The following is a 12,203-nucleotide window of genomic DNA, read 5'->3' on the forward strand; positions in this document are numbered from 1 at the left end:
CTGGTGACATGGATGCACCCTTGAATGGATTTCCTTCGGTCCGGACCGGGTTCGACCGATCGTTGTGGTTGACAACCTTACGTCCGCTGGAAGATGTCGATGCGGCGCCGCGTGACCGGCTCGAAGCCTATTTCGAACTGCTCGACTTCATTTGCGATGCACGGCCGGGGACCTCGCGGCCGCCGCATTGCCGGGCGGGTCCGATCCCGATGCCGCCCTTGCGGGCGCGCTGGACCTGCTGACCTACACGCGGGCGTTGCTGGCCCGGCTCATGCGGCAGGCCGCCGCGGGGTCGCCGACCGATCTGCCCGAGCGGGTCGATGCCGTCATGGCGTCGGGTCTTGCCGTCACGGCCAGCGTGGCGGCCCGAACGCAGCACGATCATCGTCCGCATCTCCATCTCCGTCTGAAGGCTGCGCGGCAGTTCGCCCTGCAAGCCTTGTGACGTCTTTCTGAAGCCCAAGGAAATTTCCATGACTCTGTTCCAACGCGCCTTGTGCGCAGGCGCCTTGCTGGCGGCAGCGGGTGCCGCGCATGCCCAGAACTTCATTGGCGCGGGCGCTGGCATCGTGCCGAAGTATCCGGGCGCCAACGACTATCGTGTCGCGCCCGTGCCGTTGATCAACTACCGCAACGGCATGTTCTTCGCGTCCTCCGTCGACGGCTTTCCCGGCATCGGCCTGCGCGCCAATCTGGGCAATGACCTGTCCGCCGGCGTGCGCCTGGGGCTGAACCTGGGCCGTCCGGAAGACCGCGCGCCCATCCTGCGCGGTCTTGGCGATATCGATGCACATGCCAACTATGGCGCGTTCATTGCGTGGACGCCCGGGCGCTTTCGCGCCACCCTCAGCTACACGCAGGCGACCAGGGGCTACGGCGGCTCGGCCAACGTGGGTGCGTCCTATGCGGTATGGCAGCAGGGGCCGCACCGGGTCACGGCGGGCGGGGGCTGGAGTGGGGCAACAGCGATTACATGCAGACCTGGTTCGGCATCACGCCGTCGCAGGCCGCCCGCAGCGAGGCCGGGCTACGGCCGTATCAGCCCTCGTCGGGCCTGAGCGGCGGGTCGGTCTTTGCGTCGTGGGCGTACCGGATCAACGAACGGTGGGGCGCGGTCACGACGCTGGGGGTGCGATCGCTGGTCGGCGACGCCAAGGACAGTCCGATTGCCGAGAGCGCAACCCGCGCCTTCGGCATGGTCGGCGTCACCTACGCGTTCTGAAGGCCTGCGGTAGCGGTTGCGCCGCCCCGGCCAGGCGGCGCGTTGACCCCGGACCTACGGCGCGAAGCTGGCGTCGCGGTAGACCTGTCTGCCGCCGACATACGTGGCCACGGCCTTCAGGTCCTGCACCTCTTTGGCAGGGATGGTCAGGTAGTCGGCCGACAGCACCGCAAAGTCAGCCAGCTTGCCAGTCTCGATCGACCCCTTGATGGCTGCCTCATCGGTCAACAGGGCATTGTTGATGGTCATCATGCGCAGCACCGTGTCGCGCGACGCGACGGCCTGGTTGGCGCCGTACACGCCGTCCGAAATCGTGTCGCGCGTCAGGAAGTGATACATCACCCAGAAGGGGCTGAGTGGAATCACTGGCGAGTCGGTGCCGCCCGCGACCAGGAAGCCCTCATCCACATAGGTCTTGACCGGCGTGACTTGCGAGGCGCGGTCCATGCCCCAATAGGCCTTGAGCACCGGCGCGGCCAGATACAGGTGATCCTGCACCGACAGGTTCACGCCCAGGCGCTTCATGCGCGGATACTGATCGGGGCGTGAAATGAATGCATGTTCGATCACCCAGCCCTTGCCGACGATGGGCTGGTCCGCGTTGGCGGCCTCGTAGCCTGTCAGCGCCTGGTCGATGGCCGCGTCACCCACCGCGTGGACCGCCGACCGCCAGCCCGCCCGATTGAGCGTCACGACGTACTCGTTGAAGCTGGGCTGGTCGAGCAACCGCAAGCCGTAATACGTGCCGTTCTTTCCGAGCGGATCCAGGTAGGGCTTGGTCATCAGCCCGCCTTCGAAACCACCGTCGACGGCAACCTTGATGCCCCAGATCCTGACCCAGTCGTCGCCTTCGCCAGGCTTGACGCCGGACGGCGCCACGCTGGCGCGGAAATCCGCCAGATCGCGGGGACGCAGCAGGATGCTGTAGCGCACCGTGGCCTTGCCCGCGTCGCGCAGTTGCTGGAACACGCGGTAGTTGGCCACCGAAATGCCCGGCACGCGGATGCTGGTCAACCCATAGCTGTTGAGGATTTTCTGCTGCGCTTCCAGTCCGGCGACGGACGGCGCGGGCGTGGGCGGCAAGGCTACCAGCGGCTTGGCCGTGTCGGTGATCTCGCCGGTCAGCTTGCCGTCGGAGCCCACCGGGATCGCGCCGCCGGCAGGCACGGGCGTGGCCTTTGTGATCTTGTACCTGGCCAGGGCCGTTTCGTTCAGGAAGTAGCTGTGCCCGCCCCGGACCAGCACCACCGGCACGCCAGGCGCGGCCGCTTCGAGTTCAGCGGCGGTGGGCAGGCGCTGTTCCTTGAACTGCGCTTCATGCCAGTCCGAGTTGGACACCAGCACGGCGCCCGGCGCCGCATTGCGCGCGGCGTCGCGCAGCACCGCATAGACCTCGCCCAGCGACCGCGTCTTGGACAGGTCCAGGCCCGGTCCGCCGCCCGCGGTATGCAGATGCGAATCGGCCAGACCCGGAATGGTGGTGCGGCCCTTCAAGTCGACGACCTGCGTGGACGGGCCCACATAGGCCTGCGCCTGCGCGGTGCTGCCCACGAACACATACTTGCCGTCCTTGACCGCGAAGGCCTGGACGATGGATGACTGTTTGTCGACGGTGACGACTTTGCCGTTGGTGTAAACGGCATCGGCCGCGACGACGGGGGACGTGGGAGCGACGTGGCTGCATCCCGCAGCCAGCGTGGCGATCGCTGCCGCCAGCAGACACGGTGTCGAGGGAGTACGGACGTTCATGGGGGCTTCTCCGTGAGCAGGAGTGGGTGGGTCGTACGCTGCCCTATTGACGCAGATTTGGGGGCGAATGACCAGCGTCCTGTGGGTCGGGGTGCCGGTGCCTCGTTGCGGCTAAGGGCGGCCGGTGACCCATCGCGTACGGCCGCGCCATATGGAGTTCATCAGATCCGCTGCGTCGTGCCTCGCACGATCAGCTTGAGCGGATGACTGACCTGCCGCGGCGCGTCGACTCGCACGGCATCGGTGCCGCGAGCGCCGGTGACCCGTTCCACCAGCAGCGCGCCCGACTCGGCGGCGAGGTCGCGGATGGGCAGGCCCAGCGTGGTCAGGCCGCCGCGCCACCAGGTCGACCAGGCGTGGTCGCCGAAACCGATCACCGACAAGGCGTTGGGCACGGCAATGCCTGCGTCGTCGATGGCCGCCAGCAAGGCCACCGTGATGCGTGAGCCCCCGCGATGACGGCAGTGGGGCGGCTGCGCGTCAGCATGTCCCGCAATGCGTGGCCGACGCCGTCGGCGCTGGGCGGCAAGGTCGCGATCAGTCGCGGGTCCGCGTCCAGGCCGGCCTCGCGATGGGCGCGATGAAAGCCGGCCAGCCGGCGCGCACCGGTGCTCAACGCGGCCAATGTCCCGACGTAGGCAATGCGCCGGTGGCCCAGGGCAAGCAGGTGTTCGGTGGCGGTCCGCATGCCTTCTTCATCGTCGTAGACGAAGTAGTCCGACGCCAGACTGGGCAGATGCCGGATCACCTGGATGAAGGGTAGCCGCTGAATGATGGCCAACGACTCGGGGGTAGGGGTGAGCGTCGGCACGATGATGAGGCCGGCGGCCCGGGCGCCGACCAGGGTCTGAAGGTGCGCGTGCTCGCGCCGCGGATCGTCTTCGGACATGGCGAGCATCAGTTGCAGGCCCGCGCGATTGCAGCACTGGGCGACGGCCTTGGCGATGGTGGCCGAGTCGTTGTCTTCGACATCGGGCACCAGAAATCCGACCAGCTTGCTCGACTTGCTGCGCATGGTCGCCGCGGTGGAGTTGGCGACGTAGCCAATGTCGCGCGCCGTCTGGTGCACACGATCCCGCATGTCCTGGCTGATCCGCGGATTGTTCTGCAGCGCGCGGCCCACAGTCGACACTGCAACGCCGAGCAGTCGGGCAATGTCCTTGATGGTGGGAGCGGGGTGGTCCGTCATCGGAAGGTCGGCGTCCTTGGAAGAGATGTTTGAAATGAATGTAAACCACGCGCCCAGGGGTATCGCACTTGCAGCAACGCGGAAATGCATAGTTTTAATCGATTGCGCGAACGTTCGCACAGTTTTAGTATCGGCCCATCGTTGCGACCGGCAGCCAGCCATTGAATGCCCGAAGTCGGTTGAACTTGCGTCTGAACCTTGAAGGGAATCCTTTCGATGCCTATTGCTGATGTGAATGGAATACACATCCCCTACCAGGTGATTGGCGAGACGGGCGGCTGGATCGCCTTGTCGCCGGGTGGGCGGCGCGGCATGGACGAACTTGTGCCGTTGGCCGGGCGCATTGCCGCCAAGGGCTATCGCGTGTTGATCCACGACCGCCGTAACTGCGGTGCGGGCGAGCTGGCCTTCGATGATCAAAGACCGGAATTCGAGCTCTGGGCTGACGACCTGTACGCCTTGATGCAGCACCTGAACGCAACGCCGGCCATCGTGGGCGGGTTCTCATCCGGTTGCCGGATGTCATTGCTGCTGGCGTTCAAACATCCGGAAGCGGTGCGCGCGCTGCTGCTCATGCGCATTACGGGTGGAGCGTTCGCGGCCAAGCGCCTGGCGGCCAAGTACTACACCGATTACATCGAGAGGGTCGAGAAGGGAGGCATGGAGGCACTGCTGCACGACGCTCACTTCCGCGCCTTGATTGCCGCCAACCCGTCCAACCTGGCGCGGCTGCAGCAGTTCGATGCGGCCGCCTTCCTGCGCATCATGAAGACGTGGCGCGCGGACCTGGAAGCAGGTGCGGCCCAGCCTGTGCTGGGCGCAACGGAAGCGCAGCTGAAGTCCTTGACCATGCCGACGTGCGTGATTCCGGGCACGGATCGCACGCACCCGATCGAGGTGGGCGAACAGGTGCATCGGTTGATTGCCGGAAGCACCTGGATGCCGATGCAACTGAAGCAACAGGATGCCGACTTCATTCCCATGGAAGCCTGGTGCGACGACGCAACGCTGGCGGAACAGCTAGGGGCTTTCCTTCAAACCTTGCCGACGCACGATAGACGGTAAGACCAACAACTGGCCGTCAGAAGCCAAGACATGCTGGAGACACGATGCGCGCCACCTTCTTCAAAGCGGCCGCGGCGATGGCCTGCGCGGGCTCGCTGCTGACCCACGCCCTCGATGCGCAAGCGCAAACGACGGCACAGAGCGCAGTGCAGACTGCCGCGCCTGCCGACTACCCGAGCCGATCGATCCGGCTGGTCGTTCCGTCCGCGGCGGGGGGCGGCACCGACATCGTGGCGCGGCTGATCGCGCAGAAGCTGTCGGCGTCGCTCGGGCAGCAAGTGTTCGTGGACAACCGCCCGGGAGCAGGGCAGATGATAGGCATCGACCAGGTCGCCAAGGCGGCGCCCGATGGCTACACCTTGCTGATGGCCGCCAGCACGCTGGCCCTCAATCCGGCCATGTACAAGACGGTGCCCTATGACACGTTGCGCGACCTGGCGCCGATCTCGGAAGTGGCGTCGTTGCCGAACGTGCTGGTGGTGCACCCCTCCGTGCCGGCGAACACCCTGCCTGAACTGCTGGCTCTCGCCAAGGCGCAGCCCGGCAAGCTCACGTATGCGTCGGCCGGCGTCGGCACGTCGCCGCATATGTCGATGGAATTGCTGAAGGACCTGGCCCGTGTCGACATCCTGCACGTCCCGTACAAGGGCACGGGCCCCGCGCTGGTCGATGTGGTGGCCGGCCAGGTATCCATGATGATGGGCAACACCTTGTCCGTTCTGCCGCATATCAAAGCCGGCAAGTTGCGTGCGCTGGGCGTATCGGGCACCGCGCGCAGCGCGGCACTGCCCGACGTTCCCACCATTGCAGAAAGCGGTGTCGCCCGCTACGAATCGGTGCAGTGGTATGGCCTGCTGGCGCCCGCCGGCACACCCGTTGCCATCATCAACAAGTTGCATGCAACAACCGTCAGTGCACTGGGCGATGCCGACCTGAAAAAGCACCTGGCCGCCGACGGCGCAGAGCCGGTGGGCAATTCCCCCGATGCGTTCGGCGCGTTGATCCGCGTCGAGATCGCCAAGTGGAAGGCCGTCGCCGCCGCGGCGGGCATCACTCCCGAGTGAATCCGGGTTCCGCTTCACCATTCATCGATACAGGAGACGCAGGATGACGACAGAACACGAGCCGGGACAGGCCGCCGATGCCGCTGCCAAGGACATCACCACGGTTGCCGCCATCAATGCCCGGAACACCGATGGCGCAGGTGCCACCACCGACACGACTACCGCGAACAGCAAGGACACCGCCGGCAAGATCCGCCGCGTCGTGACCGGCCACGATGCCGAGGGCAAGGCCATCGTCATGTCGGATGCCTTCGCGCCAGTGGTGTTCACTGCAGAAAAACGCCCCGGCTACGCATCCACCGAAATCTGGCGCACCCTTGCGACGCCTGCGCCGATCACTGCCGAAATGGAAGACCCGACCCCGGGTGCCCGTCGTCAACTGCCGACGCCACGGGGCAGCGTGATCCGCATCAATACCCTGGCGCCCGAGTCCGACGCCGTGCGCAGCCTGTCTCCCGACGAGGCGCAGAACGTATTCGCGTCGCTGGGTAACTCGACCGCGTCCACGTTCGCAAAGAACGGCCGGCACCCGATGATGCACCGCACGCAGACCATCGATTACGCCATCGTGCTGTCCGGCGAAATCACGATGCTGCTTGATGACTCGGAAGTCGTGCTGAAGGCCGGCGACGTGCTGGTCCAGTGCGGCACCAACCACGCCTGGAGCAATCGCGGGACGGTGCCGTGCCAGATCGCCTTCATCCTGCTCGACGGCGAATTCGATCCTGAACTGAAGTCGACATTGGATACGTTCGACGGTGCATGACGCGCGCGCAAGCGCTCCAGGAGACAGGCATGACATTCCGACTGCTTTGCGCCGCGTTGGCCATGTGGGTGGCGCCGTGGGCCCATGCGGCCGACGATTACCCCAACCGGTCCATTCGCCTGGTCGTCCCGTTCAGCGCGGGCGGGCCGGACACCACGGCGCGCATTCTTGCGCAGCGCCTGACGACGCAGCTGGGGCAATCCGTTGTCGTTGACAACCGCCCGGGCGCCAACGGACTGATCGGCAGCGAAGCGGTTGCACGTTCGGTGCCGGATGGCTACACGTTGATGCTGACGTCATCGTCTTTCGTCATCAATCCGAGCATGTACGCCAGGATGCCGTACGACAGCAACAAGGACTTCATCAAAGTGGCGCAAGTGGCGGCGGGCGAGGGCTTGCTGTTCGTCGTCAATCCGGCGCTGCCTGCAACGACCGTGAAGGAATTCATCGCCCTGGCCAAGACGCCCGGCCGGCGGGTGTCCTTCGGATCGCCCGGCATCGGCGGCAACCTGCACATTGCTGGCGAACTCTTCAATCAGCAGGCAGGGGTGTCGATGGTTCATATCCCCTATAAGGGTGCCGGGCAGGCGGTGACGGCGGTCATGTCGGGCGAACTGCAGGCCATGTTCGTGACGTCTCCACTGGCGCTGCCGCAGATCAAGGCGGGCAAGCTGCGTCCCCTGGCCTTCACCGGAGCAACGCGTGCCAGCTACCTGCCGGACGTACCCACCATCAAGGAGGCGGGACTGCCGGACTTCGAGATCGATGCCGGCTGGCACGGCGTGTTTGCACCGGCCGGCACGCCGCCTGCAGTGATCGACCGCTTGCGCGCCGAGATCACCGCGGCCTTGGCCAATCCCGACATGCGCGCCGCCATCGAGGCGACGGGACTCGCGCCGTCCAGGCTGGCGCCCGTGGACTTCCCGCGCACGGTCGATGCCGATATCACCAAGTACGCCGAGCTGCTGCGGCTCGCCGGTGTCAAACCCGAATAAGGAACGTTCATGAATCACCGCACCATCTCGCATGCGGACGCGAAACTGTCGGCCGAGTTCGTCGCGCCGACCACGTCCTATCAGGACATTCGCGCTCAGCAGATCGCCAAGGCCGAGGCCACAGGCCCCACCGCCTTCAAGGTGCGCGCGCAGTTGCTCGAGCAGGGCCGGTCCGAAACCGTGCTGGCCGCCAGTCCGCACCTGTCCGTGCGGTTGAAGGTGTATGCGTCGGGCGGCGAGAACGCCTTGCATGCGCATGCCACCGAAGATCACACTTTCGTCATCCTTCAAGGTGAAGCGGAGTTCTTCGATGACGAAGGACCGCTGGCGCTGCTGGGCAAGAATGAAGGGATCATGATCCCGCACGGCAGCTACTACCGCTTCAACGCGACGAGCGAAGAACCGCTGGTCATGCTGCGCGTCGGGTCGCCAAACGAAGCGGCGCAAGGGCGCGAAGGGCGTGTGAACGTGCACGGGTCGTTTGCCGACGCCGACTCGAAACAGAACAAGACGGTCGAGCGCATCTATCGCGACGGCGCGTTCTATGGGGATTGATGTGGGGGCGAGTGCGGCAGGGGCCGCGGTGTCCGTTGAGGCGGGGCAGGCTGCGGCGGCTGGATCGGCGGTTGAACCGGCGGCTGGATCAGCGTCTGGATCCGCGACTGGATCTGCGACTGGATCTGCGACTGGATCGGCGTCTGGCTCGGTGCCTAGCTCGGTGCCTGGCTCGGTGCCTGGCTCGGCTACTGAATCGGCGTCTGGATCGGCAGTTGAACCGGCGACGGAATGGGCGGCTGACGGCTCGGCGTCCCGACGGTTCAGGCGCGTCTGCATCTACGGAGCCGGCGCCGTCGGCGGTTACCTTGCCGGCCGCTTCAGCACCGTGCCGGGCATCGAACTGAGCCTGATTGCGCGCGGCGCGCATCTGACCGCCATCCGCGAGAACGGCCTGCACGTGCGCGACAAGGAGGCCGGCGATGTGATCGTGCGCCCAGGTGCGGCCACCGACGATCCCCGGGATTTGCCGCCGCAAGACCTGGTCATCGTGACGCTGAAAAGCACGGCGCTGGCGGCGGCTGCCGAAGGCATCGCATCGCTGCTGCGTGACGAAGGCGGCGTGGCCGTATTCGTGACCAACGGCATTCCATGGTGGTGGAATCATGGGCTGCCGCCGGCCAATCAATTGCCTGGCGCGCATCCGGTCGACCCGCATGGCGCGTTATGGCGCCACGTCACGCCAGACAAAGCCATCGGCTGCGTCGCGTTGTCGTCCAACCGTGTGGAGGCCCCCGGCAGGGTGGTGCACGCAGCGTTCAATCAGTGGAAGCTGGGCGTGCCGGCGGAACTTGAAGCGGGTGACGGAAGGGACGCGGATGACGCAGGCAGTGCAGCCGTCGCGGGCGGTGCAGCTCTCGCACGCACCAGACGCTACGCAGGCGCTGCGGCTGACGCCGGTACCGCACATGACGCCGGTACCGCACATGACGCCGGTATCGCACATGACGCGCGCACCGGCATCGACAACGCCGCGTTGTCATCGTGCCATGACGTCGCCCGACTGTGGCAATCAGCCGGACTGAACGTTGACGTCAGCAACGACCTGCGCGGCGAGATCTGGCGCAAGCTGCTCGTCAACATTCCAAATCATTCCCTGGGCAGCCTGACCCGCCTGGGCACGGACGACATCTACCGCGATCCGCAGCGCATCGCGCTGGCGCGCAAGCTACTGGAAGAGGTCGTGGCAATCGCCGCTGCCCACGGCTGGGACCTGGGCGAAGACGCCGTTGACCGCACCCTGCATCACTTCCGGCCCAAAGGCACCGGCGCCCGTCCGTCCATGCTGCAAGACGTCGAAGCGGGCCGGCCGCTGGAGGTGGCCGCGGTGTTCGACGCGGTGCGGGCACTGGGCAGGCACAAAGGCGTGACGACTCCGGTGCTGGATATCGTCACGACACTGCTGGGCGGGTTGAATGAAGGGATCACATCAGGATGATGTCGTACTGCTCTTGCGAATAGATCCCTTCCACCTGCAACGTGATCGGCTTGCCGGTAAAGTCGCCCAGCGCCGCCAGGTTCTGGCTTTCTTCTTCCAGGAACATGTCCACCACCGCCTGCGACGCCAGGATCCGGAATTCCTTGGGATTGAACTGCCGTGCCTCGCGCAGGATTTCGCGCAGGATCTCATAGCACAGCGTCTTGGGCGTCTTCACATGTCCCCGTCCGCCGCAGGTCGGGCAGGACTCGCACAGCACGTGACTCAAAGATTCGCGCGTGCGCTTGCGTGTCATCTCCACCAGACCCAATTGCGTAAAGCCATTCAGCGTGATGCGTGTGCGATCGCGCGCCAGGGCCTTGCGCAGTTCACTCAACACGGCTTCGCGGTGGTCGACATTTTCCATGTCGATGAAGTCGAGGATGACGATGCCGCCCAGGTTGCGCAGGCGCAATTGGCGGGCGATGGCCTGGGCGGCTTCGAGGTTGGTGCGGAAGATGGTGTCGTCGAAATTGCGGCCGCCGACGAAGCCTCCGGTGTTCACGTCGATGGTGGTCAGGGCCTCGGTCTGGTCGATGATCAGATAGCCGCCGGATTTGAGGTCCACGCGCCGCGAGAGCGCGCGGGCGATTTCGTCGTCGGCGTGGTAGAGGTCGAACAGCGGGCGCTCGCCGGTGTAGTGGACCAAGCGGTCGATCACCGACGGCGTGAATTCGCGCGCCCAGTTGGTGAGCCGCGCAAAGTTTTCACGCGAGTCGATCATGATGGTGGCGGTGTCCGCATTCACCACGTCGCGCAGCACGCGCTGGGCCAGATCCAGGTCCGCGTGCAGCAAGGAGGGTGCACCTTGCACGCGCGCCTGTTTCTGCATGATGCTCCAGATCTTGCGCAGGTAGTCGATGTCGGCGGCCAGTTCTTCGTCGGTGGCGTCTTCCGCCTGGGTACGGACGATGAAGCCGCCTTTGTCTTCGGGCGCGACCAGGCGCTGCACGCGTTCGCGCAGGGCCACGCGTTCGGCTTCGGATTCGATGCGTTGCGAGATGCCGATATGCGGGTCGTAGGGCAGGAAAACCAACATGCGGCCAGCGATGCTGACCTGGGTCGACAGGCGCGCGCCTTTGGTGCCGATCGGGTCCTTGATGACCTGGACCATCAGCGTCTGGCCTTCGAACAGCAGCTTTTCGATGGGTGTGGTCGGGTGCCCGCCGTGGGCGCGTTCGTGCCGGCTTTCGCGGATGTCGGCGATGTGCAGGAAGGCGGCGCGGCCAAGGCCGATGTCGATGAAGGCGCTTTGCATGCCCGGCAGCACGCGGGCGACCTTGCCCAGGTAGATGTTGCCGACGTAGCCCTTCTGGGACGTCCGCTCGATGTGAAGCTCTTGTACTGCGCCTTGCTGGATGACGGCGACGCGGGTCTCGTAGGGCGAGATGTTGATAAGGATGTCTTCGGTCATTGGGGGAAAAGCCAGAGTGGCCCCGGAAAGGGCGGTTGGCCTCAGCTTACCCCGAGATGATCCCCCGATGCGCCATGCGGAAGGCCGGTCATTGCGACCGGCGGTAAATTCAGGGCAGCGTGATACCGGCGTGCAGCAGCAGGCGCGCCGTTTCGAACAGCGGCAGTCCCATCACGCCCGTAAAGCTTCCGTCGATGCGCGCCACGAACACGCCGGCCAGGCCCTGAATGCCATAGGCGCCGGCTTTGTCGAAGGGTTCGCCCGTGTCGCAGTAGCGCGCGATGTCGCCGGCGGTCAGGTCGCGGAAGTGGACCTGGGTGACGGATACGTCTTCGAACAGCTGGCCGTTGACGATCAACGCGATCGCGGTGTGGACCTCGTGTTGGTGGCCTGACAGCAGAGACAGGATGCGGATCGCATCATCGCGATCAACTGGCTTGCCGAGTACCTGGCCATCCAGGATGACGGTGGTGTCGGCGGCCAGGATGGGCTTGATCGGCATGCCGCGGTCGTTCATCCACGCGGCGCCTTGTTGTGCCTTGTCCCGTGCCGTGCGTCGCACGTAGTCGGCGGCCGATTCGCCGTCCAGTTGCGGCTCGTCGGGGCCGTCAGTCGGTGGCGGAACCAGGACGTCGTACGCGATGCCGATCTGGGTCAGCAGTTCGCGGCGGCGGGGGCTTTTGGAGGCAAGGTAGAGGGTCGTCACG

General features: G+C 65.6%; 11 protein-coding genes and 2 pseudogenes. 9 read left to right on the forward strand and 4 right to left on the reverse strand.

Annotated elements, in window-relative coordinates; genetic code table 11:
- The first annotated feature begins 8 nt into the window (after positions 1-8).
- The 3 genes and pseudogenes from ACNANG_RS20700 (at position 9) to ACNANG_RS20710 (ending at position 1,222) form a co-directional block, all read left to right on the forward strand.
- Positions 9-242, forward strand: coding sequence for a hypothetical protein (locus ACNANG_RS20700; RefSeq protein WP_420224592.1), 234 nt, complete (start codon positions 9-11; stop codon positions 240-242).
- Complete coding sequence (locus ACNANG_RS20705) at positions 188-445, forward strand: hypothetical protein (protein ID WP_420224593.1); 258 nt, start codon at positions 188-190, stop codon at positions 443-445. The genes ACNANG_RS20700 and ACNANG_RS20705 overlap by 55 nt, the downstream gene beginning before the upstream one ends.
- A gap of 28 nt (positions 446-473) precedes the next feature.
- A pseudogene (locus ACNANG_RS20710) lies at positions 474-1,222 on the forward strand (MipA/OmpV family protein).
- A 54-nt stretch (positions 1,223-1,276) separates the two neighbouring features.
- Here the strand turns inward: ACNANG_RS20710 and ACNANG_RS20715 are convergent.
- Together ACNANG_RS20715 and ACNANG_RS20720 are read right to left on the reverse strand one after the other, a co-directional pair.
- Positions 1,277-2,971 (reverse strand): amidohydrolase, encoded by a 1,695-nt coding sequence (locus ACNANG_RS20715; RefSeq protein WP_420224594.1) that lies wholly within the window; start codon positions 2,969-2,971, stop codon positions 1,277-1,279.
- A 161-nt stretch (positions 2,972-3,132) separates the two neighbouring features.
- Positions 3,133-4,322 (reverse strand): annotated as a pseudogene (locus tag ACNANG_RS20720) (LacI family DNA-binding transcriptional regulator).
- A 54-nt stretch (positions 4,323-4,376) separates the two neighbouring features.
- On the opposite strand from ACNANG_RS20720, the gene ACNANG_RS20725 reads away from it, so the two are divergent.
- The 6 genes from ACNANG_RS20725 to ACNANG_RS20750 all read left to right on the forward strand — a co-directional run bounded on the left by ACNANG_RS20725 (position 4,377) and on the right by ACNANG_RS20750 (position 10,043).
- The gene (locus ACNANG_RS20725) at positions 4,377-5,225 is read left to right on the forward strand and encodes an alpha/beta fold hydrolase (RefSeq protein WP_420224595.1); all 849 of its coding nucleotides are present in this window, start codon (positions 4,377-4,379) and stop codon (positions 5,223-5,225) included.
- A gap of 44 nt (positions 5,226-5,269) precedes the next feature.
- Positions 5,270-6,289, forward strand: coding sequence for a tripartite tricarboxylate transporter substrate binding protein (locus ACNANG_RS20730; RefSeq protein ID WP_420224596.1), 1,020 nt, complete (start codon positions 5,270-5,272; stop codon positions 6,287-6,289).
- Positions 6,290-6,332: 43 nt separating this feature from the next.
- On the forward strand, positions 6,333-7,055 hold the full coding sequence (locus ACNANG_RS20735; RefSeq protein WP_420224597.1) for a cupin domain-containing protein: 723 nt from the start codon (positions 6,333-6,335) through the stop codon (positions 7,053-7,055).
- Between the two features lie 29 nt (positions 7,056-7,084).
- Positions 7,085-8,050, forward strand: coding sequence for a Bug family tripartite tricarboxylate transporter substrate binding protein (locus ACNANG_RS20740; protein ID WP_420224598.1), 966 nt, complete (start codon positions 7,085-7,087; stop codon positions 8,048-8,050).
- 9 nt (positions 8,051-8,059) lie between these two features.
- A complete protein-coding gene (locus tag ACNANG_RS20745; RefSeq protein WP_420224599.1) occupies positions 8,060-8,605 on the forward strand; it encodes a cupin domain-containing protein in 546 nt (181 codons plus the stop codon).
- Positions 8,606-8,756: 151 nt separating this feature from the next.
- On the forward strand, positions 8,757-10,043 hold the full coding sequence (locus tag ACNANG_RS20750; RefSeq protein ID WP_420224600.1) for a ketopantoate reductase family protein: 1,287 nt from the start codon (positions 8,757-8,759) through the stop codon (positions 10,041-10,043).
- Here the strand turns inward: ACNANG_RS20750 and rng are convergent.
- Positions 10,030-11,496, reverse strand: coding sequence for a ribonuclease G (gene rng / locus ACNANG_RS20755; protein ID WP_420224601.1), 1,467 nt, complete (start codon positions 11,494-11,496; stop codon positions 10,030-10,032). The two genes, ACNANG_RS20750 and rng, sit on opposite strands and share 14 nt — an antisense overlap.
- Before the next feature lie 109 nt (positions 11,497-11,605).
- On the reverse strand, positions 11,606-12,202 hold the full coding sequence (locus ACNANG_RS20760; RefSeq protein WP_420224602.1) for a Maf family protein: 597 nt from the start codon (positions 12,200-12,202) through the stop codon (positions 11,606-11,608).
- Position 12,203: the final 1 nt, after the last annotated feature.

The sequence above is a fragment of the Pigmentiphaga litoralis genome (assembly GCF_048632615.1).
Taxonomy (GTDB): domain Bacteria; phylum Pseudomonadota; class Gammaproteobacteria; order Burkholderiales; family Burkholderiaceae_B; genus Pigmentiphaga; species Pigmentiphaga litoralis_B.